Source organism: Pacificimonas pallii (assembly GCF_019204005.1).
Lineage (GTDB): Bacteria > Pseudomonadota > Alphaproteobacteria > Sphingomonadales > Sphingomonadaceae > Pacificimonas > Pacificimonas pallii.
Genome location: NZ_JAGSPA010000003.1, coordinates 491,315 through 516,891, shown reverse-complemented (window position 1 = coordinate 516,891; position 25,577 = coordinate 491,315). Strand labels below are relative to the sequence as shown.

The window sequence follows — 25,577 nt, the reverse complement described above, 5'->3', positions numbered from 1 at the left end:
CATCATGAGCAAAGGGTGCCGCCGGTGCAGGGAGACGAACATGCAGACTGAAACGATTTCGCTCGAGATTGCCGAACATATCGCACATGTGAAACTGACCCGGCCCGATGAACTGAACACCATGACGCCCGCATTCTGGGAAGACATGATCAGCGTGTTCGAGGCGATCGACGCCGACCCGGCAGTCCGCGCGGTCGTGCTGTCGTCGACCGGGCGGCATTTCACGGCCGGTCTTGACCTGAAATCAGCGCAAAGCCTGCATGGCGACCCCAAGGATGTCGCACGCGAGCGGGTACATTTCCTGAAGCATGTAAAACGGCTGCAGCACAGCTTTACCGTCATCGACGAATGCCGTGTCCCGGTGATCGCGGTCATTCAGGGCGGCTGCATTGGCGGCGGGGTCGATCTTGTGACGGCATGCGACATGCGGATCATCGCCGAAGGCGGTTGGTTCTCGGTTCAGGAAATCAATGTCGGAATTGTCGCCGATGTCGGCACGCTGCAACGCATTCCGCATCTGCTGCCGCAGGGTATCGTGCGTGAACTGGCCTATACCGGCCGCCGCTTTCCCGCCGATGAAGCGAAGAGCTATGGCTTTGTGAATGCCGTTGCGGCGGATCATGAAGCGGCACTGGCCTCCGCAATGGCGCTTGCGAAGACGATTGCCCAAAAATCGCCGGTCGCGATGATGGGGACGAAGGCCGTCCTCAATCGGGGGAGAGGGCAGACGGTCGAGGCGGGCCTGGATTACGTCGCCGTCTGGAACGCAGCCTTTCTGCAGGGTGAGGACATGCGCGAAGCCATTGGCGCGCAAATGCAGAAACGGGAACCTGCGTTCAAGAACATCGCCTAGGGACCTCCGGCGCCAGTCGGACCGGGATTCCAGAATCGCTTCCGGGCACGCGCGGAACCTAAGCGGCGCGCCGCGCGCTGGCAGATCATGTTCTTATCCGATGCCCCCACATTCGACCTTATCCTCCGCGCCTTTCTGCTGACGGCGGCGGCAATGATATGGGTCGTCATCCTCGTTCGTGTCGTCGGCCTGCGATCATTTTCCAAAATGACCAATTTCGATTTCGTCATGACCGTGGCGACCGGCTCTTTGCTGGCGGGTGCAGGGCAGGCGACGGACTGGGGCGGGTTCGGGCAGGCGATGCTGGCCATGGCGGCGCTGTTCCTGGTCCAATATATCACCGCACGTCTCCGCAAGGATTCGGATACCGTCGAAAATGTGATGCAGAATGACCCCATCCTGCTGCTGCGCGACGGCGAAATCATCCCCTCGGCTTTGACGAAAACCCGCGTGGCGGAGAGCGATCTGATCGCGAAACTGCGCGAAGCGAACGTCTTCGACATGGCGAAGGTGAAGGCCGTCGTGCTGGAGACCACCGGAGATATATCCGTCCTGCACGGCGATGAAACGCTTGATGACCGCATCATCAAAAATGTCAGGGGCGCGGATACCGGCTGACCTGTCCCGGCAATAGCTGCGGCAACCTAGCGCTTGTCGCTTTTGAGCGGCTTATCTATAGGGCGTCGAAAGTGGGAGCGCCGATAAGGTGCGGCCCGCGTGATTTATGGTATTCAGGCCCCAGGGGACATAATGGGACGTTTCACGCATATCGCCGCCGCCGCCGCGCTCGCAATCGCCGTTTCTTGCGGGGGAGTCGCGGCTGCACAGGAACTTGAGCCGGTCACGGCAGGCACGGCGCCCGACAGCGCCATATCCGCCGAAACCACCGCCGACGAATCGGCCGTGGCCATGGACGCCGCTGAAGAGATGGGCGCCGAAGAGGTGAATGTCCTCGCCGGGATGGGAACAAAGGCGGATGCCGCCATGGGGCAGCCGCTTGGCGGCATGGACATCCAGCCGCAGGTGACGAGCCTGGGTGAGCGTGCGAACAATTTCAACACGCTGCTCCTCATCATTATGACCGTGGTCACCATCTTTGTGTTCGCCCTGCTGATCTGGGCGATCATCCGGTTCCGCCGCAAGGCGAACCCGGTACCATCGAAGACGACGCATAATGTCGCCATCGAAATTCTGTGGACGGTGGTGCCCGTGCTGATCCTGGTCGGGATCGCGGTGCCGTCATTTGGCCTGCTGAACGACCAATATGATCCGCCGGAAGCCGATGTGACGGTAAAGGCCATCGGTCATCAATGGTATTGGGAATATGAATATCCCGATGAAGGCGGTTTCTCGTTCGACGCGATCATGCTGTCCAACGAGGAAGCGGCGGCGGCGAACGAACCCAAGCTGCTGGCGACCGACAATCGCGTCGTCGTGCCGGTCGGAGCGACGGTGAAGGTTCTGGTCACATCTGTCGACGTGCTGCATAGCTGGGCGATTCCGGCCTTCTGGATCAAGATGGACGCCGTTCCCGGAAAGATTAACGAAACGTGGTTCAATGCCGAGAAGACCGGCGTTTTCTACGGTCAGTGCTCCGAGCTTTGTGGTACCAAACATGGCTTCATGCCCATCGCCGTCGAGGTGGTTGAGCAGGCGCAGTACGACCAGTGGGTGGCCGCGCGTCAGGCGGATGCGGGGATCGACCCCGCCGACCTGATCGAAGCGGATGCGCCAGCCGTAGCGACCGCGGATGCCGCGGATGTCGCCGTTGACACGGTGGCCGCCAATGCGGGCGGCGAGATGAGCGACCTTGTCGAGGCGTCCACCGCCAGCCCGGATGGCACCGTCATTGAACAGTCCGCCGCCGATTCCGGCGTTGCGACCACAGAATAAGCTTCGAGGGTAGAGTATCATGGCCACCAACGCCCCCACGACCAGTGAATTCACCGACGCCCATGGCGATGATCACGCGCATGACGCGGATCACAAGCCCGCGTTCTTTGCCCGCTGGTTTCTGTCCACGAACCACAAGGATATCGGTACGCTGTACCTGATCTTTGCCCTGACCGCGGGCATTATCGGTGGTGCGATCTCCGGTATCATGCGCGCAGAGCTTGCCGCGCCCGGCATGTCGGTCATTACCGCCTTCACCGACGGCAATATCGATGCGGCCTACCACATGTGGAACGTGTTCATTACGGCGCACGGCCTGATTATGGTCTTTTTCATGGTCATGCCGGCCATGATCGGCGGTTTCGGTAACTGGATCGTGCCCCTGATGATCGGCGCGCCCGACATGGCGTTTCCGCGCATGAACAATGTCAGCTTCTGGCTGATCGTGCCCGCGTTCCTGCTGCTGCTTGCCAGCATGTTCGTTCCCGGCCCCGCCGGCTATGACGGCGCGGGCACCGGCTGGACGGTATATCCGACGCTGTCGACGGCGGGACATCCCGGCCCGGCGGTCGACCTCGCGATCCTGTCGCTTCATCTGGCGGGCGCATCTTCGATCCTCGGCGCGATCAACTTCATCACCACGATCTTCAACATGCGTGCCCCTGGCATGACCATGCACAAGATGCCGCTATTCGTCTGGGCCGTGCTCGTGACGGCGTGGCTGCTGCTCCTGTCGTTGCCGGTGCTTGCCGGCGCGATCACCATGCTGCTGACGGACCGTAACTTCGGTACGACGTTCTTCGATCCTGCCGGCGGCGGCGATCCCGTTCTGTACCAGCACCTGTTCTGGTTCTTCGGTCATCCCGAAGTGTATATCATGATCCTGCCGGGCTTTGGCATCATCAGTCAGGTGATCGCCACCTTCAGCCGCAAGCCCGCTTTTGGTTATCTCGGCATGGCCTATGCCATGGTCGCGATCGGCTTCATCGGCTTCATCGTGTGGGCGCACCATATGTATACGGTGGGCATGGACGTGAACGTGAAGCTGTACTTCACGGCGGCGACGATGATCATCGCGGTCCCGACAGGCGTGAAGATATTCTCGTGGATCGCGACCATGTGGGGCGGCTCGCTGAGCTTCGAGACGCCGATGCTGTGGGCGATCGGGTTTATCGTGATGTTCACCCTGGGCGGTGTGACGGGCGTGATCCTGTCGAATGCCGGCGTGGATACATATTTCCACGACACCTATTATGTCGTCGCGCATTTCCACTATGTTCTGTCGCTGGGCGCGGTCTTCGCGATCTTTGCCGGCTGGTATTACTGGTGGCCGAAAATGACGGGCAAGATGTATTCGGAACTGCTCGGCAAGCTGCACTTCTGGATCTTCTTCGTCGGTGTGAACGTGCTGTTCTTCCCGATGCACTTCCTGGGCCAGGACGGCATGCCGCGCCGCATTCCCGACTATCCTGACATGTATGCCGAATATAATGCCTGGGCGACCTATGGATATGGCATCATGGTGATCGGACTGATCCCGTTCTTCCTGAACATCATCTACTCGTTCGCAGCCGGGAAGAAGGCCGCGGACAATCCCTGGGGCGAAGGCGCAACGACACTGGAATGGACGCTGACCTCACCGCCACCGTTCCACCAGTTCGAAACGCTGCCTGAAATCAAGTAATGTCGAGTACGCCGATCACACCAGCGGCGGCGTCAGCGCTACCGCTGGCGGATTGGCGCGATTACTTCGCGCTGACGAAGCCGCGGGTCATGTTTCTGGTGGTCTATACCGCCATTGCGGGCCTGGTGGCGGCGCCGACCAGCGTACATCCGGTCATTGCGCTGACGGCGATCCTGTGCATTGCGGTCGCAGGCGGTGCGGCGGGCGCGTTCAACCAGTGGTATGAACATGATCTCGATGCGCAAATGAAGCGCACCGCGGGCAGGCCGCTTCCGCGCGGCGTCATCACACGGGAAGCCGCGTTCGGCTTTGCCATGGTTCTTGCGGTCGGATCGGTAACAGTCATGGCGCTGGTCGTGAATCCGGTGGCCGCCGCGATCCTGCTGGGCGCAATTCTCTTCTACGTATTGATCTACACCGTTTGGCTGAAACGGCGCACGCCGCAGAATATCGTCATTGGCGGTGCGGCGGGCGCGTTCCCGCCGATGATCGGCTGGGCAGCCGCGACGGGCGACGTGACGGTTCTGCCGCTCCTGATGTTCGGGATCATCTTCCTGTGGACGCCGCCGCATTTCTGGGCGCTCGCGCTGTTCATGGAATCGGATTATGAAAAGGCGGGTGTCCCCATGCTGCCGGTGACGCACGGCCTGAAGGAAACACGCAGGCAGCAACTCATCTATACGCCGCTGCTGGTCGCCGCGAGCGTGGCGCCCTGGGCGCTTGGGCTGACGGGGGCGCTTTACGGCATCGCGGCGTCGGGGCTGGGCCTGATCTTCACCGTGCTGTCCGTGCGGGTGTTCCTGAACAAGGCCGAGGTGGCGGCGGACATGAAACCGGAAAAGCGACTGTTTGCCTTTTCCATCCTGTATCTTTTTGTGCTGTTCGGCGTCCTTGCCGTTGACCGGGTGATGCTCGTATGACGCCTGAAGACGAACGCGAGACGGCGAAGCGCCGCAAGCAGCGCAATTATGTGCTGGGCGGAATCCTCCTGGCGTTTGCCGCATTATTCTATGCCATTACGGTCGTCAGGATGCAGGTCTGATGGCGGTCGCGGCCAATACCCGGACGGGATTAATGGCGGCGGGCGGCGCGCTGGCGATGCTTGGCCTCGCTTACGCAAGTGTGCCGCTATATGAGATTTTCTGCCGCGTGACGGGTTTTGGCGGCACGACGCAGCGCGCCGCGGCGAATGTGGATGTCAGCGAGACCGGCATTCCCATCAAGATCCGCTTCGATGCCAATATGGCGGGCGGGCTTGGCTGGGAATTCAAACCGGCGGCGCCGACCGCAACCGTCAATATCGGCCAGCGCGCAATGGCGTTCTATCAGGCAAGAAACCTGACCGACAAGCCGATTACCGGTGTCGCGACCTTCAACGTGACACCCGATACGGCAGGCAAGTATTTCGTGAAGGTCGCATGCTTCTGTTTCAACGAGCAGACGCTGCAGCCGGGACAGGTCGTCTCCATGCCGGTCAGCTATTATGTCGATCCGGCGATCCTGGACGATAATGACGGCAAGCGGATTGAAGAGATCACGCTGTCCTATACCTTCTTCCCAGCGCGCACAGAGACCGCTAGGACGCGCACAAAGACTGACAAGCAGGGATAACAGACACCATGGCCGGCGCTAAGAACCACGACTTTCATATCCTTCCGGCAAGTCCATGGCCTCTGCTTGGTGCGGTGACCGCACTGATCATGGCCGCGGGCGCGGTGATGTGGATGCACGAAGCCGCCTTTGGTGGCTGGGTATTCATCATCGGCACGCTGGGCGTCCTGTTCGTGATGTACAGCTGGTGGGCGGATGTGGTCCGCGAGGCCAATGGCGGCGATCATACCAATGTGGTTCAGCTGCACCATCGCTATGGCATGATCCTGTTCATCGCCTCTGAAGTCATGTTTTTCGTGGCATGGTTCTGGGCGTATTTCGACGCGGCCCTTTTCCCGTCGACCGTGGAAGCCGTTGGCGGCGTCTGGCCGCCCGAGGGTATCGAGGTGCTCGATCCGTTCGTCTATCCGCTGCTCAACACCCTGATCCTGCTGCTGTCGGGGACGACAGTGACATGGGCGCATCACGCGCTGATCGAGAATGACCGCGACGGGCTGAAGAAGGCGTTGTGGGTCACGATCATCCTGGGCGCGCTGTTCTCATGCGTGCAGGTTTATGAATATAGCCACGCGGCCTTCGGCTTCGCAGGCAATATTTACAGCTCCACCTTCTACATGGCGACCGGCTTTCACGGCTTTCATGTCTTTGTCGGCACCGTGTTCCTGATTGTCTGCCTGGTCCGTGTATACAAGGGCGACTTCACGCCGGAGCATCATTTCGGCTTTGAAGCGGCGGCGTGGTACTGGCATTTCGTCGATGTGGTGTGGCTGTTCCTGTTTATCGCCATCTACGTGTGGGGCAGTGACTTCGGCGCCGCGGTCATTCCGCATAGCGGGTGACGGATAAGCCCGACGTCGACCTGCCCGCGGCGCTGACCGGGAAATGCCCGCGCTGCGGCGAAGGAAAACTGTTCCGGACGCTGACGGGGTTTGCGCCCGAGTGTGAACATTGCGGCCTCGATTTCGAGCGTTTCAATGTCGGCGACGGCGCGAGCGTGTTTTTGATCCTGATCCTGAACACCATCGGCATGGTGGGCGTGCTGCTGGTGCACTTCAAGCTTGGCCTGCCGCTGTGGCTAAACCTGGCAGGCTGGGGCGTGATCCTGGTGGGGCTCACGATTCTCGGCCTGCGTGCGGCAAAAGGTTTGCTGCTGGCGCTCGAATATAAAAACGACGCACGGGTCGGTGAGCGCAAGATATGAAATTGCCGGTCATTCCGACCGTGATGGTCGCGATCGCACTTCCCATCCTGATTTCGCTCGGCATCTGGCAGCTGGGCCGCGCGGATGAAAAGGCCGTGATCCTGGAGGCCATGTCGGCGGCCGCCGACCTGCCGCCCGCGCATGTCACGGGCGATGACTGGCCCGGCGGACTGGATTTTCGCCGTGTCACGATCATGTGCGACTTTACCGGCCCGCCGACGGCAAAAGGCGGCCGCAGCGCGGAGGGGACGCTCGGCTATAGTTATTTCGCATATTGCGAGCCTGCGGAATCCCTGAAGGCGCTGACCGTGAACGTCGGCTGGGACCGCCGCCCCGACCGGGAGGTGGCACTGCCCCGCTTCGTAAGCCCGGACAAGCGCGCGTCCGTGTCCGGCCTTCTTCGGTATGCCCCCACGAAGATCGGGGTCATGAACGCCATACCCTATCTGCTGATCGCCGATCCGGCGCTTGGCGGTCTTGAGCCGAGCCTGCAGCCGACAGTCGGCGATATTCCCGACAATCACATGTCCTACGCGTTTCAATGGTTCGGTTTCGCCGCCGTGCTGGCGATCATCTATCTGCTGTTCGTTCGCGGCTGGCGCCGGGGACGAGACAACGTTGCGGCCCCGGACGCCGGGCGCTAAGCCTTCGCCGCATTATGGAATATGTCTCCACGCGCGGTTCCGCGCCGACGCTCTCATTTGAAGACGTTACGCTCGCCGGCCTCGCCAGCGATGGCGGCCTTTATGTGCCGCGTGAGTGGCCGCGCCTGACGCAGGACGAGATCGCCGACCTGGCGGGTCTTGGCTATGTCGAGACGTGCGTGCGGATATGCGCGCCTTTCGTGAAGGGGAGCCTGACCGGAGATGAACTGCGCGTCCTGGCGACGGAGGCCTATGGCAGCTTTGCCCATGCCGCCACGGTGCCGGTCGTCCAGCTTGACGCGCAGCACTGGCTGATGGAGCTGTTCCACGGGCCGACGCTGGCGTTCAAGGATGTGGCGCTACAGCTGCTGGGGCGGCTTTTCGAGACGTTCCTGGCCAATAGCGAACGGCAGCTGACCATCATCGGTGCGACGTCGGGCGATACGGGAAGCGCGGCGATCCATGCTCTGGCCGGACTGGAGCGCGTCGACGTGTTCATGATGCATCCGAAGGGGCGCATTTCGGACGTGCAGCGGCGGCAGATGACGACAATGATCGCGCCCAACATCCACAATCTGGCGATCGAAGGCAGCTTTGACGATGCGCAGGCACATGTGAAGCGCATGTTCGGCGACCCGGCGATGAATCGTAGGTTCGACCTGAGCGCCGTGAACTCGATCAACTGGGCCCGTCTGATGGCGCAGGTCGTCTATTATTTTTATACCGCCGTGCGTCTTGGCGCGCCGGAGCGCAAGGTCGCGTTCAGCGTACCGACCGGCAATTTCGGCGATGTGTTCGCGGGCTATGTCGCGGCACAGATGGGGCTGCCCATCGAACGCCTGATCGTGGCGACGAATGTAAACGACATATTGCACCGGGCACTCAGCAGCGGCGACTATAGTGTCGGAACCGTGACGGCGACCGCCGCACCGTCGATGGATATTCAGGTCAGTTCCAATTTCGAACGGCTGCTGTTCGACATGTGCGGCCGCGATGGACCGGGGCTGGCAGCGATGATGGCGGGGTTCGAAAAGGAGAAACGTCTGTCGATTTCCGACAATATGCAGGCGGCGGCGACGCTGTTCACCTCCGCGCGCATCGATCCCGATGAGATGTCGCTGGCGCTGCGCTGGGCGCAGGCGGAGGCGGGCGAACTGATCGACCCCCACACCGCCATCGGCCTGGCCGCCGCGCGCCAGTCCGACCTGCCGCCGCATGTGCCGATCGTGACGCTGGCGACGGCGCATCCCTCGAAATTTCGTGACGCCGTGGAGCGGGCCTCTGGCGCCCGTCCGCGCCTGCCAAACCGGCTGGGCGGCCTGATGGATCGCGAGGAACGCTGCGAGACCATTCATGGCGGCTATGAGGCGTTTGCGGATTATGTGTCGGCCCACGCGCGCGTGCGCGCCTAGATGGTTTCGATGCAGCGCCTCAGCACCCTTTCCAATGGCCTGCGCGTCGTCACGCGTGAGATGCCCAGCGTGGAAACTGTCGCGGTCGCCGTTCATTCCGATGTCGGATCGCGGCACGAGAAAGCCCGTGAGAACGGTCTGGCGCATCTGTTCGAACATATGTTGTTCAAGGGCGCGGGCGGGCGATCCGCACGGCAGCTTGCCGAGACCATCGAGGACGTCGGCGGCGACATGAACGCCATGACGGGGCGCGAGGGTACCGTGTTCAGCGCGCGGCTGCTGGCCGGTGACCTGCCGCACGGCTTGTCGGTGATCGCGGACATGATCCGCCATCCGCATTTCGATCCCGACGAGCTGGAACGCGAGAAGCAGGTCGTGTTGCAGGAACTTGGCGAAGTGCGCGACAATGCGGGCGACCTGATCTTCGACGATTTGCAGGAGGCCGCGTTTCCGGGGCAGGCGCTCGGGCGCTCCATCCTTGGCGACGAAACCAGTATTTCCGGTCTGACGCGGGACGATCTGACCGGGTGGGCCGACCGGCACTACCGGCCGAAATCCATGCTGGTGGTGGCCGCAGGCAAATTATCCCATGACGATGTGATGGCGGAGGCGGAGGCGCGTTTTGGCGATATGGAAGGGGGCACGCTGCCACTATCCGAGACGGCGCGGTTCCATTGCGGCGGGATGCACCGCGACCGGCCCACGGAACAGGCGCATCTGACGCTGGGCTTTGCCGGGCCGGCGGTGAAGGCGGCGGACCTGTTTGCGGCGCGGCTGTTCGGGGAAGCGGTGGGCGGCGGCATGTCATCGCGGCTGTTTCAGGAACTGCGCGAAGAGCGCGGACTGGCCTATAGCGTCTATGCGAGCCACGCGCCGTTCGCCGATGGCGGGCTGTTCACCTGTTACGCCGCGACACCGCGCAGTGAAGCGGAGGCGGCGCTGGCATTGATGCGGGAGGTTCTGGCGGGTGCCGCCAGGGATCTGGAGCAGGCCGAACTGGACCGCGCGCGCGCATTGGCCAAATCGGGGCTGCTGATGGCGCTGGAAAGCTGCGAGGGGCAGGCGGGTTATGTCGCGCGGCAGGTGCTGGTGCATGGCCGTACGGTGGAGCCTCAGGACGTGGTGGCGCAGATCGATGCGCTGACGCTCGATGAGGTGCGCGCGGCGGGGGCGGCGATGCTGGCGGGCGCGCCCGCGATGGCCACGATCGGCGCGGGCAAGCTGAAGGCGGCGGCCTGAGCCGGTGCAGCTCGATACCATCATCGCCGAGCCGCACGAGGCTTACACCCTGATCGATTCAGGGCATGGGCGAAAGCTGGAGCGATATGGTCCGTACAGCTTCATTCGGCCCGAACCGCAGGCCATGTGGGCGCCGGCGACCGGCGACTGGCAGGCGGATGGCGAGTTCCTGCCCGCCGCGGACGCAGATGGCGGCGGCCGCTGGCATCTGGCGGATCATGTGCCGGAAAGCTGGCCGCTGACGCGCGGCGATGTGCGCTTCCATGCGGCGAACACGCCGTTTCGGCATCTGGCCTTTTTCCCCGATATGGCCCCGCAATGGGACTGGATGGCGGCACGAACGCGCGCGGGCGATGAGGTGCTGAATCTGTTCGGTTATACCGGTGTGGGTTCGCTGCTGCTGGCCGGTCAGGGCGCAAGGGTCACCCATGTCGATGCGTCGAAGAAAGCGGTCGCGGCAGCGCGGGACAATCAGGCGCTGTCGAAGATGGACGACAGGCCCATTCGCTGGCTGGTCGAGGACGCGCTGAAATATACCGAGCGGGAAGTGCGGCGCGCGCGGCGCTATGACGGGATCATGCTGGATCCGCCGAAATTCGGTCGCGGTCCGAAAGGGGAGCGCTGGGAGCTGAACGAGACCCTGCCCGAGCTGCTGGCCGCGATTGCGCAGCTGGTCGACGACAGGTCCAAATATGTCGTGCTGACCGCCTATGCGGTGCGCATGTCGGCGCTGGCACTGGGCGTGCTGATGGAGACGGTGCTGCCCAGAGGGCATGTGCAGATTGGCGAGATGGCGGTGCGGGAAGAGGCGCGGGGGCTGTTGCTGCCGACAGCGATCTTCGCGCGCTGGACGCCGGAGAAACCGGACTAGCTAAGCAGCGACAGGCGCGGGATCAGGCGATGCTGCGCGCGGGTGCGCATGCTCTGCTCCATCATGGGCGTTTTCAGCTGCGCGTAACGAAGCGGCGTGAGGCCGGTGAAGGCCTTGAATTCGCGAATGAAGTGCGACTGGTCGTAAAAACTGCTGCCCGCCGCGTCCTGCCATCTGAGACCGGGTGTCAGGCGTAGCTGTACGGCGGAGCGGAGCACGCGGCTTTTCCGTGCCAGCATCTTTGGGCTGACCCCGAAATAGGTGCGGCACAGACGCTCCACCTGCCGCGCCGACACATCGCAGGCGGCAATCAGATCATCGACCCTGGGGTTTGCCGATCCGGCGAGCCATTCGTCCGCGATCGACTGGAAATGCGCGCCGCGCGCTTCGCGCCGTGTGGCGAGTGCCCGGAAAAAGGCATTGGCGGTGTCGACGAGAATGGCGTCATTGCCGCAAAATGCTTCTGTGTGGGCCTGCATGACGCCATGCGCGCGCCGGGCGATGCCGCCGACCACGTCCTGCAGCGGGACGATGCGGTCGGTCATTTCGTCCGCAGGCACGCCGAGCAGCGCCTCGAACCCCGAAGGCAGGATTCCTGCGCCCAGAAAGCGGCCCGGGCCTTCCGCCTCGATCATCATCGGTTTTGTTCGATGCCCAAAAAGGTTCGCGCCGTTTCGGTCGGTCCAGCCGGCGTCATCCGCCAGCCCGATCCGGTAGCGGCCCCCAAGCGCGAAACGTACGCTTGCCTGCTCCGCCTGAACGATATCGCTGAGCGCGGGAAGCTGGAAATCAAGAACGTAATAGCTGGATATGAACGCGCGAAGGTCGGGCGCAGGGACATAGAATCGCATGTCAATCATAAGCCACTCCCCGCCCCGGCAGGGAGCATAGCGTAAATTCACAAACCTTGCATTTGTGAATCGGGTCTATAATTACGACCTGTTCAGAAAAAACGCACGGAACAGGAAACCTATTTCCCGTCCCGTGCGTATCTGGATCGCAGGCTTTGTATGATGCTTGCGTGACGTGCGAGTTGCGTATTCGCGTACCCACCGACGATCCAGAGTGTTCTTGCGTATAAGTGCCATCGACCATCGGATATTGTACGAATCCGACATTGTTGCGTTTTTCAGGTCATGGTCATTCCGGTGCAGGATGGAATGCCCCTGGATCGTCGGCTATTTTTTGTCTCTCCCGTTATTCATCGACGCTTATATGCCATCAGGCGCGAGGCCGGTGTGATCAGGGTCACACCCCGATAAGTTTCTTTTTCGGCCTGCGGGATGTCCTGTCATACCCAATAGTGATGACGCACCTGAAATAACCTGACGGCGTGCGGGACGCGCGCCTGCGGCGACTGGCCGCTTGAACGTCAGCGGCATTGCCATCATATAAAGCGGACTGAAAAGGTCCGAATTGATGATTCGTCTGTCTAATCTTGCTGATTATGCCGTTGTGGCGATGGTCCGCCTGGCGTCCGCGCCAGAGCGGATGAGCGCCGGTGCGCTGTCGGAGCAGACAGGCATACCGGCCCCGACGGCCGCCAAGCTAACCGCGACGCTGACACGTGCCGGACTGCTCGATTCGACGCGCGGGGCAAGCGGCGGCGCGGCACTGTCACGGCCCGCATCCGACATCCGCCTGACCGAGATTGTCGAAGCGGTTGACGGCCCGATCGGCCTGACCCAATGCCTGCATGACGGCGCGGGCGACTGCGCCATCGGCGTGTCGTGCAATGTGCGGCCGCACTGGACCATCATCAACCAGAAGGTACGCAGCGCGTTCGATGACGTGTCGCTCGCCGACCTCATGAAATTAGAGATCAAGGAACCCGCCTGATGGCCACGACCGAAACCATCGCGATTGCCGAAGAAGCGTCCAAGTATAAATGGGGTTTCTCATCGGACGTGGAATCGGAAATGGCCAAGAAAGGCCTGACCGAGGAGACGGTGCGCTATATTTCCGCGAAGAAGGGCGAGCCCGAATGGATGCTCGACTGGCGGCTGAAGGCGTTCCGCATCTGGGAAAAGATGGAAAGCCCCAACTGGGCGAAGCTGAAGATCGATCCGATCGATTATCAGGACGCCTATTATTACGCCGAGCCGAAGAAGAAACCGACCATCGGCAGCCTGGACGAACTCGATCCGGCCATTCTCGACACCTATAAGAAGCTCGGCATTCCCATTGAGGAGCAGAAGGTCCTCGCCAATGTCGAGGGTGCCCGCAAGGTCGCCGTCGATGCCGTGTTCGATTCGGTGTCGGTGGCGACGACGTTCCGCGAGGAACTGTCAAAGGCGGGCGTCATCTTTCTGTCGATCAGCGAGGCCATCAAGGAATATCCCGATTTGGTGCGCAAGCATCTGGGCAGCGTGGTCCCGATGCGTGACAATTTCTTCGCAACGCTCAACTGCGCGGTCTTTTCGGACGGCACGTTCGTCTACATTCCGGAGGGCGTCCGCTGCCCGATGGAACTGTCGACCTATTTCCGCATCAACGCGGAAAATACCGGCCAGTTCGAACGCACGCTGATCGTCGCCGACAAGGGCAGTTATGTCAGCTATCTGGAGGGCTGCACCGCGCCGATGCGCGACGAGAATCAGCTGCACGCGGCGGTCGTGGAACTGATCGCGCTGGATGATGCGGAGATTAAATATTCCACCGTTCAGAACTGGTATCCGGGCGACGAGAACGGCGTCGGCGGCATCTATAATTTCGTCACCAAACGCGGCCATTGCAAAGGCGACCGGTCGAAGATTTCGTGGACGCAGGTGGAAACCGGCAGTGCGGTGACGTGGAAATATCCCAGTTGCGTGCTGGCGGGCGAAAGCTCCGTCGGCGAGTTCTACTCCGTCGCGCTGACCAATAATCATCAGCAGGCCGACACCGGCACGAAAATGATCCACCTCGGCAAGAACAGCCGTTCGACGATCATTTCGAAGGGCATCAGCGCCGGGAAATCGGACAATACCTATCGCGGCCTGGTTCGCGTGGGGCCATCGGCGGAGAATGTGCGTAACTTCACCCAATGCGACAGCCTGCTCCTGGGGTCGGAGTCGGGCGCCCACACCGTCCCCTATATCGAGGTGAAAAACCCGTCCGCGCAGATCGAGCATGAAGCCACGACCAGCAAGATCAGCGACGATCAGATGTTCTACGCCCAGTCGCGCGGCCTCGACGAGGAAGAAGCCGTGGCGCTGATCGTCAACGGCTTTGCGAAGGACGTGTTGCAGCAGCTGCCGATGGAATTTGCCGTGGAAGCGCAGAAACTGCTCGGCATTTCGCTTGAGGGGGCGGTGGGGTGACAGAAATAGTTACGGACGATCAAGCGATGGTGGAACAGGTTCAACGAATGGCGAAAGCCTTCGACGCGATTGTGGTGATGAAGAGTTACCGGACGGGCGGTTTCGATTGAAGATGTCAGATGAGGATCGCGCAAAACTGTCCACTGCAACCAATATAAGTGATGAAGATTCTTAATGCTTAACATCAATAACCTCCACGCCTCTGTCGGCGACAAGCCGATCATCAAGGGCCTTTCGCTCGACTTGCCCGATGGCGAAGTCCATGCGATCATGGGGCCGAACGGGTCGGGGAAATCGACGCTTAGCTACGTCCTGTCGGGGCGTGACGGGTATGAAGTCACGGACGGGACGGCGACGCTGGACGGGCAGGATCTGCTTGCCATGGATGCGCATGAACGCGCCGCGGCGGGACTATTCCTGGGGCTGCAATATCCGGTGGAGATTCCGGGTGTGTCGAACCTCAACTTTCTGCGCACGGCGCTGAATGCGCAGCGGGAGCAGCGCGGCGAGGATGCCGTGTCCGCCGCCGATTTCCTGCGCATGGCGCGCACCGAGTCCGCCGCCTTCGACCTCAGCATGGACCATATGAAGCGCGGCGTGAATGTCGGCTTTTCGGGCGGCGAGAAGAAGCGCAACGAGATGGTGCAGATGGCGCTGTTGCAGCCAAAACTGGCGCTGCTCGACGAGACGGATTCCGGCCTCGACATCGACGCGCTGCGGGTGGTTGCGGACGGCATCAACCGGCTGCGCGATCCGAAGCGATCGTTCCTCCTCATCACGCATTATCAGCGCCTGCTCGACTATGTGAAGCCCGACCGCGTCCACGTGCTGCAGGACGGCGCGATCACGCGGTCCGGCGGGCCGGAACTGGCGCATGAGCTTGAGCGCGAAGGCTATGTCGGGATCGCCGCGTGAACCTGCCTGCGCGCCTTGACGATATCGGCCTGCCGACCCGGCATGAAGACTGGCGCTGGTCGGACCTGAGCGCCATCGAAACCGCGCTGACATCTGCGCCGACGCGGCCTGCGAACGATGCCGCGCCCGACCTTCGCCCGTGGATGGTTCCAGAACATGACGGGCCGCTGCTGATCTTTGTCGACGGGCGTTATGTCGAGCAGGGGTCGACACCGGGCTATGTGAAGACGGCCATGGCCGCAGATGTGGACGGCCACGGGCTGCTGGGGAAACTGGCGCGGGCGCACCGCACGGTGGCCGTCACGGCAAAGCCCGGCGAGCGGTTGCATATCATTCATTTTGCAAGTGGCGGGCAGGCGCATCTGGACCTTGTCTACGATTGTCCGGCTGGTGAGACGATGCGGGTTATCGAGACCTATGTCGGCGGCGGCGATTGCTGGACGAACGTCGCTGTGACGGCATCCGCAGGTGAGGGCGGGCGCATTCGCCGTGCGGTTCGCGTGCTGCAGGACGGCGGCGTCTGGACGGAGAGCGTCGCGGGCACTGTCGGCACGGCGGCGCATTATGGCAGCGTGAGCATGCTAGGCTCGGTGGCCTCCGCCCGCAGCGAATATGCGCTGGTGCTTGGCGATGACGCCGATGCGCGCGTCGACGGCACGATGGTCGGCGGCGGGCGGCAGATCCTGGATATTGTCGGCCGCGTCCGCCACGAAGGCGTTGGCGGGACGAGCGGCCAGACCTGGCGTGCCGTCGCTGCGAACAAGGCGCAGGCCAGCTTCGCCGGCCGTATCGAAGTCGCGCGGGGCGCGCAGCGAACCGACGCCAATGAAGACATAAAGGCGCTGCTTCTCGACCGGACGGCGACGGTGAATGCCAAGCCGGAACTCGAGATCTTCGCGGATGACGTGAAGTGCGCGCACGGGGCGACGGTGGGCGAGCTGGACAGAAACGCACTGTTTTATCTGGCAAGCCGCGGCGTGCCGGAGGATGCCGCAAAAACGCTGCTGACGGAAGCGTTTGTCGCCGACGCGTTCGAGGCGGTGGAGAATGCCGAACTGCGTGACCTCCTCGGCAATGATGCGCGCGCCGCCTTGGAGGCTGTGCGGTGAACATGCAGGTACCGATCATGTCATCGGCACCGGACTGGCGTGCGGATTTTCCCGGACTGGCACCGGGCTGGTCCTATCTGGACAGTGCGGCGACGGCGCAGAAACCAAAAGTCGTTATCGACGCGATTGCGCGGGCCTATGGCGAGGAATATGCCACCGTCCATCGCGGCGTCTATGCGCGCAGTGCGACCATGACGGAGCGCTATGAGGCGGCGCGGGAGCGGGTGGCGACATTCATCAACGCAGCCAGGCCGAGCGAATGCGTGTTCGTGCGCGGTGCCACCGAAGCGATCAACCTGGTGGCCGAAAGCTGGGGTAATGCAAATGTCGGCGCGGGTGACCATATTCTGCTGACGACGCTGGAGCATCACAGCAACATCGTGCCGTGGCAGCTGCTGGCGGCGCGTGTAGGCGCGAAAATCGATGTCGCGCCGTTGACGGCGGACCACCAGATCGACGTGGACGCGCTGGAAAACCTGATCGGCGAGCGCACGAAACTTGTCGCGGTGGCGCATGTGTCTAACGTGCTGGGCGGCGTGGCGGACGTCACGCGCATCGCGAAGGCGGCGCATGCCGTGGGCGCGAAACTGCTGGTCGATGGCTGTCAGGCGGCACCGCGTCTGGCGATTGACGTGCAGGCGCTGGACGCTGATTTCTATGTGTTTTCCGCACATAAATTATACGGCCCCACGGGTATTGGCGTGCTGTGGGCGCGGGGCGATGTTCTTAATGGCATGCAGCCCTGGCAGGGCGGCGGGTCCATGATCGAAGAGGTCGGTTTCGAAGGGTCGACCTGGGCACCCGCGCCGGGGCGGTTCGAGGCGGGGACGCCGCATATCGTCGGTGCCGTCACTTTGGCAATTGCCATCGATTATGTCGAAAATATCGGCCTGGACGTGATCGATCATCACGAGCGCGCGCTGGCGGCGCAGGCGCGGGACGAACTTCGCGCGATGAACTCCCTGACGCTATACGGTCCCGATGGCGGCAGGGGTATCGTCAGTTTCGCCATGGAGGGGGTGCATCCGCACGACATCGCCACCATATTGGATGAGGAACAGGTCGCGATCCGCGCGGGACATCATTGCTGTCAGCCGCTGATGAAATATCTGGATGTGCCCGCGACGGCGCGGGCGAGCTTTGGTGTCTATTCGGGCGCGGAGGATGTCGAGAAGCTGGTGAATGGCCTGAAACGTGTGCAGAGGATTTTCGGATGACACAGCAAAGACCCATGGCCCCCGGAGCGCTTGACGACTTCATGGACCCGGCGCTGCAGTCGACGAACCGCAACCGCAGTTCCGCGTTCGATGGCCCCGAAAACGCGAAGCCGCTCGGCGTCGACGCGAAAGATGCGCCGCGCGGGAAGGACTATCTGGAAGGCTTTCTGAAAGAATCCCCAAACACACCGGATGAAGGTGCCCCCGCTGGCAGGCTCTATGAGCAGGTCGTGGAGACCCTGCGCGAGATTTACGATCCGGAAATTCCGGTGAATATCTATGATCTGGGCCTGATCTACGGCGTCGATATCGTCGACGATCACGCGGTGGTCACCATGACCCTGACCACGCCGCATTGCCCCGTGGCGGAAAGCATGCCCGCCGAGGTTGAAATTCGCACGGGTGCGGTACCGGGAATCGGGTCCGCCGAAGTCAATCTGACCTTTGATCCGCCGTGGGATCCCGGCAAGATGTCCGACGAAGCCAAGCTTGAACTGGGGATGCTGTGATGGCCACCGCGACAAGAGAGCGCCCCGCGCCGATCTCGCTGACCGCGCGTGCCGTCGCGCGCATCGAGGAGCTGATGTCATCGGCGCCGGAGGGCACGGCAGGTGTGCGCCTGTCGACGCCGCGCCGCGGCTGTTCCGGCCTTGCCTATTCCATCGATTATGTCGACGCGCCCCAAGCCAGTGACGAAGCGGTCACGACGCCTGCGGGCACGCTTTATGTGGACGGCCCGTCGCTGCTTTACCTGATCGGCAGCCGCATGGACTGGCAGGAAGACGATTTCACGGCGGGATTTACGTTCGAAAATCCGAACGCGAAGGGCATGTGCGGCTGCGGCGAGAGCTTTACGGTCTAGCCGCGCGTGAAGGTGCCCGGGTCCGCCTCTGCCCCATGGCGGGGAAAAATCCAGACGTTGGTGGAAGCGCCGTCATTTCGCCGGTTCATCATGACGGTGATCGTCGTCAATGCCATCCTGATCGGCCTTGAGACCGACCCGGACGTCATGGCCTTCGGCGGCGAACTCATTGTTTTTCTGGATAAGGTCGCCATAGCGATCTTTACCGCCGAGCTGGCTTTGAAGCTTTTCGCCTATCGCGCGCGCTTTTTCCGCGACGGGTGGAATGTCTTCGATCTGCTCATCGTCGCGGTGGCCTATGTCCCGGCGGGCGGCGGGTTTTCGGTGCTGCGCGCGCTGCGTATCCTGCGCGCCCTCAGGATCATATCCGTCGTACCGCGCATGCGGCAGGTCGTGCAGGGACTGTTCACAGCCATTCCTGCCATGGGGACGGTCGTCCTGCTCCTGACGCTGATTTTTTATATCGCGGCAGTGATGGCGACGAATCTGTTTGGTGAACGTTTCCCATTGTGGTTCGGGACCGTGGGGGAGTCGCTTTACACGCTGTTTCAGATCATGACGCTGGAAAGCTGGTCGATGGGCATTGTGCGTCCGATGATGGACGTTTATCCCTATGCGTGGCTGTTTTTCGTTCCGTTCGTGCTTATTTCATCCTTCATCGTCCTGAACCTGTTCATCGCCATTATCGTGAATGCCATGCATGAGGCGCAGGACGAAGCCAGTCACGCGGAACGCGACGCGATCCTGTCGGAAGTACGCCTGCTGCGGACCGAAATGCAGGCGCTGCGCGACGACGTTGCCCGCCAGTCGCTATCGCGCGCGCCTTAGCACCACGTAGACGGCGCCATTGCCGCCATGACGGGCGTGCGCGGGGCGTGTCGCCGAGACGAATGGACGAAGCTGCGGTGTTTCCAGCCAGACGGGCAGGCTTTTCGAGATGATCCCGCGCGGCGCCTCCGCCGGGCTGCGCGGTTTGCCGGTGATCACGAGGAGTGTACGGACCCCGTCGCGGCTGGCACAGTGTATGGCGCGTTCAAGCGCGTCATAGGCACCATCGCGGGTGAGGCCATGCAGATCGACCGTGCGGTCGGGAACGATCTGCCCCTTGCGCACGCGGCGGTCCCAGCCGCCGTCGAGCGACGCGCGTTCGGGGGCGGCGAGGACAGTGCTGGGCCGCAGCGTCGGTGCCGTGGGCGCGCGCTCACGGATATCGACCCGCGGGAAGCTATGGTGCACCGGCACCGGCTTATCGCCGAGCGGGCGCACCGTACTCGCGACCTGGTCCCACAGCGCCCGGTCCTGCGCAGGCAGGGATTTCGGACGCTTTGGCACCGGTTCAGCGCAGGTCCAGCGCCGCGAGGCGCATTTCGCTGCGCAGCCGATTTGCGGACACATTGGGGATCAGGATCACCGCGCTGCCCTTCGATGCGAGGCCGCCTGCGATCGTGCGGGCGCGTGCGCCTGCGCCCCAGAACAGGTCGAAGCGGTTCGTGCCCTTGATCGCCCCGCCGGTATCCTGCGCCACCATGAGCTTTTGGAAAGGCGTCATGACGCGCGATTCGTTGAGATATTCCGTGGTCAGAAACACCGGCGCACCAAGCGGTACATAGCGCGGATCGGTGGCCAGGCTGACCTCTGGCGTGACGGGCGTTCCCATCGCGCCAAGCGGGCCTTCGCCGGTCAGTTCCTGAAAGAAGATATAGCTTTTATTCTCGTGCATCAGGGCCCGGCCCCGGTCGGGATTGGCGCGCAGCCAGCGCATGATTCCCTGCATCGAGGCTTCGCCCGGTGCGAGGGCGTCCATTTCCCTCAGACGGCGGCCGATGCCGACATATTCGCGGCCATTCTGGTCGGCATAGCCGATGCGCATGACGCCGCCGTCCGGCAGGCGCAGGCGACCCGATCCCTGGATCTGTAGGAAAAACAGCTCGATGGCGTCCTTCGCATAGGCGATTTCGAGGCCGCGCTTGGCAAGCGCGCCCGCATCGATGGCGGCGCGGTCGTGATAAAGCGAATATACGCCATTTGCATCGACCATGCCTTTCATGAGCTTTGTCCTGCCGGGATTTTCAGGATCGGGCTGTTCGGTGCGCGTGAGATCCTCCGGCGGTGCGTAGATCGGGACGTTGCAGTCCGGTGTGGGCTGGCGGCACCCCTCGATCTCGGGCTCATAATAACCGGTGACGAAGGCATCGCCTTCCGCCACGATGACGGGCGTGAAGCTCGCTTCGAAAAAAGCGCGGGCATCGGTCGCGCTCTTCGCGGCGGCGCAGGGGGCGAGCCAGTCGTCGGAAATGGCAAGGCGGCTGGGATCGGGACGGCGCGTGACGGACCGGCAGCTCTTTTGGAAAGCCGTCAGCGCGGGGGTGACATCGCTGGCGGGCCAGCCGGCGACATCAGCAAAGGTGACGAGCCGGAATCCAGCGGCGCGGGCGTTTTCTTCCGGTTCCTGAACCACGACCGGCGGCACGGCAGAGGTCGGCTGCGTCACCGAACCGGAAGGCGGCAATGACGTGCGGGACGCACAGGCGGCAAGCACGAAGAACGCAGTGAGCAGGGAAAGTCTTAGCACGCATCTAGGCACGGAGATGGATTCCTCTTCTCACGCCTACCTAACGCAGGCGAAGGTGAAGGTGAATCCACATTTTATATGATGTGAGATGCGTTTTAGTCGCCCGTCAGAATGCGGTCGACGAGCTGCTTCACGGTCGGCACAAAGCCGTTGGAGTAAAATGGGTCGGTCGAGAAATGATGCGCGCTGTGCCCGGCGAACATCAGATTGTCGTCGGGGTCGCCGCCATGGGCAATGTCCTGCAGTGTCTTCTGGATGCAAAAGCTGCGGGGATCGGCGAGGCGGCCCGTCGAATGCTTTTCATTATGTTCCGCCCAGGACGAGAATTTGCACTGCGACAGACAGCCCATGCAATCGGCCTGATCCTTGCGCAGGATCTTCGACATCTCGTCGGTTTCAAAAACCAGGGTGTCGTCTGGCGTCTTCATGGCGACAGTAAAGCCTTCGCCGACCCAGCCGCGGGCCCGCATCAGGTCCGCCCTGGTGACCCAGAACGTCTTATTGCCCTTGAAGCCCACATCGAGCTTGTGCGTGTGGGTGTCATCCGCCGCAGCGGTGAATGCGATCTGGCGTTCCGAACGGCGCGCCATGTCCATCAGGAACGGCGTTTTCACCGCGGAGGAATAAAATCCCGTCGGGCTGAACGGGTGCAGCAGGATGTCCCCCGCGCTCAGTTTTGGCAGGCGCTCCTTCCAGATGTCCGGAATTGGACTTTCCTTTGTGAGCAGCGGACGGCTGCCGAACTGGAACGCGATGGTGCCGAGGTCCCTATTGTCGATCCAGTCTTCCCATTCGCGCAGGAACCAGACGCCGCCCGCCATGATGATCGGCAGATCATCGGATATGCCGCCCGCCCGCATGACCTCGCGCAGGTCCTTCACACGCGGATAGGGGTCCTGCGGCACTTCCGGGTCTTCGGCGTTGGAAAGGCCATTATGACCGCCCGCGAGCCACGGATCCTCATAGACCACCGCGCCCAGCCAGTCCGGATGCTTTGAATAGGAACGCTTCCACAGCGCGCGAAAGGCCCGCCCGGACGAGATGATGGGATAATAATATTTACCGAAGCGCGCGCTGATTTCGGCAAGTTTGTAGGGCATGCCCGCGCCGCAGGTAACGCCGTCGACCAGGTCGCCCGCCTCGCTTTCGAAAATCCCCTCAAGGATGCGCTGCGCACCGCCCATTTCCCAAAGGACATTGATGTTGATGGTCGCATCGGGCCCGGCGAGGTCACGGGCCTGTTTCAGCTGCGCCACGCCGCCGTCGATACCGTATCTGACGAGTTCCTCGTGCCGGTCGTCGCGCGTACGGCCATGGTAGATTTGCGGGATGATGTCGCCATTGTCGTCATAGCTGTCCGCGTTCACGGCGCTGACCGTGCCGATGCCGCCAGCCGCGGCCCAGGCCCCGGAAGACTGGCCATTGGTCGCGCTGACGCCCTTGCCGCCCTCAACGAGGGGCAGCACTTCGCGTGCGCCCATGCGGATGCTGTTGATTGTTTTCATTGGTATCCCGTTTGCCCTGTCCTTGGCGCGTTATAGGAGCGCTGAACGAAAAAGCCGATAGCTAGTTGGCATGCGTGTCAATCCGCCAGCCGTTTGAGTTCGTAGATCAGATCAAGCGCGGCGCGGGGGGACAATTCGTCCGGACGCGTGTCGGCAAGCTTTTCACGAAGCGCGTCCTTTACCTCCGCCCTCGGTTCCGCGGCCGCGAACAGAGGCAGCTCTGTAAGCCCGGCCGCGATGCCGCCGGTTGCATCGCGTGTGTCTTCGAGGGCGGCGAGCACTTCGGCGGCGCGGGCGGTGGTGTCGCCGGGCAGCCCGGCGAGACGCGCAACGGCAAGGCCGTAGCTTTTGTCGGCGGCGCCCTCCGTGACTTCATGCAGGAAGACGAGATCGCCCTTCCACTCCCGTACCCTGACCGTGGCGAGGCGCAGCGCGTCGAGGCGCGGTTCGAGGGCCGTCAGTTCGTGATAGTGGGACGCGAACAGGCAGCGCGCGCGCAGGCCGTCATGCACGGCCTCCAGCACCGCCCACGCGATGGAGAGGCCATCATAGGTCGAGGTACCGCGGCCAACCTCGTCAAGGATCACCAGAGAGCGGTCGGTCGCCTGATTGAGAATGGCGGCCGTCTCGACCATCTCGACCATGAATGTGGAGCGGCCCTCCGCCAGATTGTCGGACGCGCCGACGCGGCTGAACAGGCGGTCGATGACGCCGATATGCGCCGCGTCGGCAGGCACGAAACTGCCCGCCTGCGCCATGACGGCGATCAGCGCGTTCTGGCGGAGGAATGTCGACTTGCCGGCCATATTGGGGCCGGTGACCAGCCACACGAAGCCATCGCGTTCCAATGCGCAGTCATTGGCAACGAACTGGCCGCTTTTCATGGCCGCCTCGACAACCGGATGGCGGCCCCGCGTGATCGTGAAGGCATGACTGTCATCGACCGCCGGGCGCACCCAGCCGCGCTGGGCGGCAAGCTCCGACAATGCCGCCGAAACGTCGATACGGGCGAGCGCGGATGCCGTCGCCTCGATGCTTTCAGCGTGCGTGAGGACAGCGGCGTTGAGGTCGGCGAAATGCTTCGCCTCCAGCGCGAGCGCCTGACCCTGTGCCTGAGCGATCCGGGTGGCGAGGCCGGCGAGCTGCTCCGAATTGAAGCGGACGGCATTGGCGAGGGTCTGGCGGTGCGCGAACGTGCTGTCCGCCGCCATCATGCCGTCCGCATGTTTCGGCGCGACTTCAATGAAATAGCCCAGGACATTGTTATGTTTGATGCGCAGCTTTTCAACGCCGGTCTGCGCGCGATACTCCGCCTCTAGCGCTGCGATATGACGGCGCGCATCTTTTGCCAGACTGCGGTGCTCGTCGAGCGTGTGATCATACCCCTCTGCGATGAAGCCGCCTTCATTGGCGTTCATGCCGGGCTCTGGCACCAGTGCGGCGTGAAGCAGCCCGGTCAGTTCCCCATGCGGGCCGATCGTCGCGAGAAGGTCGGCGAGCATGGGCGGCGGGCCCATTAGCGTGGCGCGTTTCAGATGCGCGCGAATCTGGTCGGCGCGGGTCAGTCCATCGCGGATCAGGCCGAGGTCGCGCGGGTGGCCGCGCCCCGCTGCGATACGGCCAAGGGCGCGTTCGAGGTCGGGGACTTCCTTCAGGGCGGTGCGCAGGCGTTCGCGGACCTCGCCCCCGGCATGGAATGCCGCGACGAGGTCAAGGCGCGCGGCGATTTCGGTGGCGTCGGTGAGCGGTGCGGCCAGATCGGCGGAGAGCTGGCGTGCGCCGGGCGCGGTGACCGTGGCGTCGAGGCAGGCGGTCAGCGAGCCTGCGCGGGTGCCCTTCGCGGTGCGCGATAGTTCAAGGCTGCCGCGTGTCGCGGCGTCAATGCGCATGAAGCCGCCGGGCAATTGCCGCTGCGGCGCGCGCAGGCGCGGCACGGCGGCCATCTGCGTGGCCTCAAGATAGGCCAGGAGCGCGCCGGCGGCGGCGATTTCGGCGCGGGTGAAATCGCCAAGGCCATCAAGCGCACCGATTTCAAACCGGGCTTTCAGCGCGGCCTCCCCGCGGGACGAATCGAAGTTCGGCTTTGGCAGCGGGCTAAGCGGCCAATTACCAGCGATCTCAGTACCTTCGCGCAGGATCAACTCGGCGGGGTTAAGGCGCGCGAGTTCGGCGGGGAGAGCCGCGGCCGTGACCGGCGCGGTATGGAAACCGCCCGCCGACATGTCGCACCACGCCAGCGCCGCTTCGCCCGCAGCCTCCGCATAGGCGGCGAGATAATTGGCGCTGCGCGCGTCGAGAAGGGATTCTTCCGTAAGCGTGCCGGGTGTGACGACCCGGACGATCTCGCGCTTCACCACGGATTTCGAACCGCGTTTCCTGGCCTCTGCCGGGCTTTCGACCTGGTCGGCGATGGCGACGCGGAAACCCTTCGCGATCAGGCGCGCAAGATAGCCCTCCGCACTGTGAGCGGGGACCCCGCACATGGGGATTTCCCGCCCTTCATGCTGACCGCGTTTCGTCAGCGCGATATCGAGCGCGGCGGCGGCGCGGACGGCGTCGTCGAAGAACAGCTCAAAGAAGTCACCCATCCGGAAAAACAGCAGTGCGTCGTCGCCCGCCTCGGCCTTGATGCTGAGAAATTGCTCCATCATCGGCGATGGGGCGCTGGAAGACTTTGCTGCGGGCAT

Annotated in this window: 26 protein-coding genes; 21 read left to right on the top strand and 5 right to left on the bottom strand. The window is 62.7% G+C overall.

Translation table 11 applies throughout. From position 1 onward, the window contains the following. Positions 1 to 40 precede the first annotated feature (40 nt). The 13 genes from KCG44_RS11070 to KCG44_RS11015 all read left to right on the top strand — a co-directional run bounded on the left by KCG44_RS11070 (position 41) and on the right by KCG44_RS11015 (position 11,408). Positions 41 to 853, top strand: coding sequence for a crotonase/enoyl-CoA hydratase family protein (locus KCG44_RS11070; RefSeq protein ID WP_218446144.1), 813 nt, complete (start codon positions 41 to 43; stop codon positions 851 to 853). Positions 854 to 940: 87 nt separating this feature from the next. Then, a complete protein-coding gene (locus tag KCG44_RS11065) occupies positions 941 to 1,471 on the top strand; it encodes a DUF421 domain-containing protein (RefSeq protein WP_218446143.1) in 531 nt (176 codons plus the stop codon). A gap of 132 nt (positions 1,472 to 1,603) precedes the next feature. After that, positions 1,604 to 2,746 (top strand): cytochrome c oxidase subunit II, encoded by a 1,143-nt coding sequence (gene coxB / locus KCG44_RS11060; protein WP_218446142.1) that lies wholly within the window; start codon positions 1,604 to 1,606, stop codon positions 2,744 to 2,746. 19 nt (positions 2,747 to 2,765) lie between these two features. After that, entirely contained in the window at positions 2,766 to 4,430 is a 1,665-nt protein-coding gene (gene ctaD / locus KCG44_RS11055) for a cytochrome c oxidase subunit I (RefSeq protein WP_218446141.1), read from the top strand. Further along, the gene (locus tag KCG44_RS11050) at positions 4,430 to 5,350 is read left to right on the top strand and encodes a heme o synthase (protein ID WP_218446140.1); all 921 of its coding nucleotides are present in this window, start codon (positions 4,430 to 4,432) and stop codon (positions 5,348 to 5,350) included. The genes ctaD and KCG44_RS11050 overlap by 1 nt, the downstream gene beginning before the upstream one ends. Continuing rightward, positions 5,347 to 5,472: a cytochrome c oxidase system small membrane protein gene (locus KCG44_RS14425; protein ID WP_255536491.1), complete on the top strand. Its 126-nt coding sequence runs from the start codon at positions 5,347 to 5,349 to the stop codon at positions 5,470 to 5,472. The genes KCG44_RS11050 and KCG44_RS14425 overlap by 4 nt, the downstream gene beginning before the upstream one ends. Next, a complete protein-coding gene (locus tag KCG44_RS11045; protein WP_218446139.1) occupies positions 5,472 to 6,041 on the top strand; it encodes a cytochrome c oxidase assembly protein in 570 nt (189 codons plus the stop codon). Before KCG44_RS14425 ends, KCG44_RS11045 begins: the two co-directional genes overlap by 1 nt. 8 nt (positions 6,042 to 6,049) lie before the next feature. Beyond that, positions 6,050 to 6,880 (top strand): cytochrome c oxidase subunit 3, encoded by an 831-nt coding sequence (locus KCG44_RS11040; RefSeq protein WP_218446138.1) that lies wholly within the window; start codon positions 6,050 to 6,052, stop codon positions 6,878 to 6,880. Beyond that, positions 6,877 to 7,242, top strand: coding sequence for a DUF983 domain-containing protein (locus tag KCG44_RS11035; protein WP_218446137.1), 366 nt, complete (start codon positions 6,877 to 6,879; stop codon positions 7,240 to 7,242). The genes KCG44_RS11040 and KCG44_RS11035 overlap by 4 nt, the downstream gene beginning before the upstream one ends. After that, entirely contained in the window at positions 7,239 to 7,886 is a 648-nt protein-coding gene (locus tag KCG44_RS11030; protein ID WP_218446136.1) for an SURF1 family protein, read from the top strand. Before KCG44_RS11035 ends, KCG44_RS11030 begins: the two co-directional genes overlap by 4 nt. A 14-nt stretch (positions 7,887 to 7,900) precedes the next feature. Continuing rightward, complete coding sequence (gene thrC / locus KCG44_RS11025) at positions 7,901 to 9,298, top strand: threonine synthase (RefSeq protein WP_218446135.1); 1,398 nt, start codon at positions 7,901 to 7,903, stop codon at positions 9,296 to 9,298. 9 nt (positions 9,299 to 9,307) lie between these two features. Next, entirely contained in the window at positions 9,308 to 10,537 is a 1,230-nt protein-coding gene (locus tag KCG44_RS11020) for a M16 family metallopeptidase (RefSeq protein ID WP_218446134.1), read from the top strand. A gap of 4 nt (positions 10,538 to 10,541) precedes the next feature. Further along, the gene (locus KCG44_RS11015; RefSeq protein ID WP_218446133.1) at positions 10,542 to 11,408 is read left to right on the top strand and encodes a class I SAM-dependent methyltransferase; all 867 of its coding nucleotides are present in this window, start codon (positions 10,542 to 10,544) and stop codon (positions 11,406 to 11,408) included. Here the strand turns inward: KCG44_RS11015 and KCG44_RS11010 are convergent. Then, complete coding sequence (locus KCG44_RS11010) at positions 11,405 to 12,268, bottom strand: helix-turn-helix domain-containing protein (protein ID WP_218446132.1); 864 nt, start codon at positions 12,266 to 12,268, stop codon at positions 11,405 to 11,407. The genes KCG44_RS11015 and KCG44_RS11010 overlap by 4 nt on opposite strands. 559 nt (positions 12,269 to 12,827) lie before the next feature. On the opposite strand from KCG44_RS11010, the gene KCG44_RS11005 reads away from it, so the two are divergent. The 8 genes from KCG44_RS11005 (at position 12,828) to KCG44_RS10970 (ending at position 19,641) form a co-directional block, all read left to right on the top strand. After that, positions 12,828 to 13,247, top strand: coding sequence for an SUF system Fe-S cluster assembly regulator (locus KCG44_RS11005; RefSeq protein ID WP_255536490.1), 420 nt, complete (start codon positions 12,828 to 12,830; stop codon positions 13,245 to 13,247). Next, complete coding sequence (gene sufB, locus KCG44_RS11000) at positions 13,247 to 14,710, top strand: Fe-S cluster assembly protein SufB (protein WP_218446131.1); 1,464 nt, start codon at positions 13,247 to 13,249, stop codon at positions 14,708 to 14,710. Before KCG44_RS11005 ends, sufB begins: the two co-directional genes overlap by 1 nt. Before the next feature lie 174 nt (positions 14,711 to 14,884). Further along, positions 14,885 to 15,625: a Fe-S cluster assembly ATPase SufC gene (gene sufC, locus KCG44_RS10995; protein ID WP_218446130.1), complete on the top strand. Its 741-nt coding sequence runs from the start codon at positions 14,885 to 14,887 to the stop codon at positions 15,623 to 15,625. After that, positions 15,622 to 16,734: a SufD family Fe-S cluster assembly protein gene (locus KCG44_RS10990; RefSeq protein ID WP_218446129.1), complete on the top strand. Its 1,113-nt coding sequence runs from the start codon at positions 15,622 to 15,624 to the stop codon at positions 16,732 to 16,734. The genes sufC and KCG44_RS10990 overlap by 4 nt, the downstream gene beginning before the upstream one ends. A gap of 2 nt (positions 16,735 to 16,736) precedes the next feature. After that, the gene (locus KCG44_RS10985; RefSeq protein ID WP_218446313.1) at positions 16,737 to 17,951 is read left to right on the top strand and encodes an aminotransferase class V-fold PLP-dependent enzyme; all 1,215 of its coding nucleotides are present in this window, start codon (positions 16,737 to 16,739) and stop codon (positions 17,949 to 17,951) included. Beyond that, a complete protein-coding gene (locus tag KCG44_RS10980) occupies positions 17,948 to 18,460 on the top strand; it encodes a DUF59 domain-containing protein (protein WP_255536489.1) in 513 nt (170 codons plus the stop codon). Before KCG44_RS10985 ends, KCG44_RS10980 begins: the two co-directional genes overlap by 4 nt. Continuing rightward, positions 18,460 to 18,813 (top strand): HesB/IscA family protein, encoded by a 354-nt coding sequence (locus KCG44_RS10975; protein WP_218446128.1) that lies wholly within the window; start codon positions 18,460 to 18,462, stop codon positions 18,811 to 18,813. The genes KCG44_RS10980 and KCG44_RS10975 overlap by 1 nt, the downstream gene beginning before the upstream one ends. Positions 18,814 to 18,819: 6 nt before the next feature. Beyond that, the gene (locus KCG44_RS10970) at positions 18,820 to 19,641 is read left to right on the top strand and encodes an ion transporter (RefSeq protein ID WP_369411971.1); all 822 of its coding nucleotides are present in this window, start codon (positions 18,820 to 18,822) and stop codon (positions 19,639 to 19,641) included. On the opposite strand, the gene KCG44_RS10965 is transcribed toward KCG44_RS10970, so the two are convergent. The 4 genes from KCG44_RS10965 to mutS all read right to left on the bottom strand — a co-directional run bounded on the left by KCG44_RS10965 (position 19,624) and on the right by mutS (position 25,577). Further along, positions 19,624 to 20,145 (bottom strand): Smr/MutS family protein, encoded by a 522-nt coding sequence (locus KCG44_RS10965; RefSeq protein ID WP_218446126.1) that lies wholly within the window; start codon positions 20,143 to 20,145, stop codon positions 19,624 to 19,626. The genes KCG44_RS10970 and KCG44_RS10965 overlap by 18 nt on opposite strands. Positions 20,146 to 20,149: 4 nt before the next feature. After that, positions 20,150 to 21,397 (bottom strand): murein transglycosylase A, encoded by a 1,248-nt coding sequence (gene mltA / locus KCG44_RS10960; protein WP_218446125.1) that lies wholly within the window; start codon positions 21,395 to 21,397, stop codon positions 20,150 to 20,152. Positions 21,398 to 21,480: 83 nt separating this feature from the next. Then, positions 21,481 to 22,890: an NAD(P)H-dependent flavin oxidoreductase gene (locus tag KCG44_RS10955; RefSeq protein ID WP_218446124.1), complete on the bottom strand. Its 1,410-nt coding sequence runs from the start codon at positions 22,888 to 22,890 to the stop codon at positions 21,481 to 21,483. Between the two features lie 77 nt (positions 22,891 to 22,967). Continuing rightward, on the bottom strand, positions 22,968 to 25,577 hold the full coding sequence (mutS, locus tag KCG44_RS10950) for a DNA mismatch repair protein MutS (protein ID WP_255536487.1): 2,610 nt from the start codon (positions 25,575 to 25,577) through the stop codon (positions 22,968 to 22,970).

Excerpts from the sequence above, each read along its gene's own strand:
- KCG44_RS11065 (WP_218446143.1), top strand. The coding sequence starts at position 941 with ATGTTCTTATCCGATGCCCCCACATTCGACCTTATCCTCCGCGCCTTT.
- ctaD (WP_218446141.1), top strand. The coding sequence starts at position 2,766 with ATGGCCACCAACGCCCCCACGACCAGTGAATTCACCGACGCCCATGGC.
- coxB (WP_218446142.1), top strand. The coding sequence starts at position 1,604 with ATGGGACGTTTCACGCATATCGCCGCCGCCGCCGCGCTCGCAATCGCC.
- KCG44_RS10985 (WP_218446313.1), top strand. The coding sequence starts at position 16,737 with ATGCAGGTACCGATCATGTCATCGGCACCGGACTGGCGTGCGGATTTT.
- KCG44_RS11020 (WP_218446134.1), top strand. The coding sequence starts at position 9,308 with ATGCAGCGCCTCAGCACCCTTTCCAATGGCCTGCGCGTCGTCACGCGT.
- sufC (WP_218446130.1), top strand. The coding sequence starts at position 14,885 with ATGCTTAACATCAATAACCTCCACGCCTCTGTCGGCGACAAGCCGATC.
- KCG44_RS11045 (WP_218446139.1), top strand. The coding sequence starts at position 5,472 with ATGGCGGTCGCGGCCAATACCCGGACGGGATTAATGGCGGCGGGCGGC.
- KCG44_RS11050 (WP_218446140.1), top strand. The coding sequence starts at position 4,430 with ATGTCGAGTACGCCGATCACACCAGCGGCGGCGTCAGCGCTACCGCTG.
- mutS (WP_255536487.1), bottom strand. The coding sequence starts at position 25,577 with ATGCCCGCAGCAAAGTCTTCCAGCGCCCCATCGCCGATGATGGAGCAA.
- KCG44_RS11070 (WP_218446144.1), top strand. The coding sequence starts at position 41 with ATGCAGACTGAAACGATTTCGCTCGAGATTGCCGAACATATCGCACAT.
- KCG44_RS11010 (WP_218446132.1), bottom strand. The coding sequence starts at position 12,268 with ATGATTGACATGCGATTCTATGTCCCTGCGCCCGACCTTCGCGCGTTC.
- sufB (WP_218446131.1), top strand. The coding sequence starts at position 13,247 with ATGGCCACGACCGAAACCATCGCGATTGCCGAAGAAGCGTCCAAGTAT.
- KCG44_RS10955 (WP_218446124.1), bottom strand. The coding sequence starts at position 22,890 with ATGAAAACAATCAACAGCATCCGCATGGGCGCACGCGAAGTGCTGCCC.
- KCG44_RS14425 (WP_255536491.1), top strand. The coding sequence starts at position 5,347 with ATGACGCCTGAAGACGAACGCGAGACGGCGAAGCGCCGCAAGCAGCGC.
- KCG44_RS10980 (WP_255536489.1), top strand. The coding sequence starts at position 17,948 with ATGACACAGCAAAGACCCATGGCCCCCGGAGCGCTTGACGACTTCATG.
- KCG44_RS10975 (WP_218446128.1), top strand. The coding sequence starts at position 18,460 with ATGGCCACCGCGACAAGAGAGCGCCCCGCGCCGATCTCGCTGACCGCG.
- KCG44_RS11030 (WP_218446136.1), top strand. The coding sequence starts at position 7,239 with ATGAAATTGCCGGTCATTCCGACCGTGATGGTCGCGATCGCACTTCCC.
- KCG44_RS11005 (WP_255536490.1), top strand. The coding sequence starts at position 12,828 with ATGATTCGTCTGTCTAATCTTGCTGATTATGCCGTTGTGGCGATGGTC.
- KCG44_RS11040 (WP_218446138.1), top strand. The coding sequence starts at position 6,050 with ATGGCCGGCGCTAAGAACCACGACTTTCATATCCTTCCGGCAAGTCCA.
- thrC (WP_218446135.1), top strand. The coding sequence starts at position 7,901 with ATGGAATATGTCTCCACGCGCGGTTCCGCGCCGACGCTCTCATTTGAA.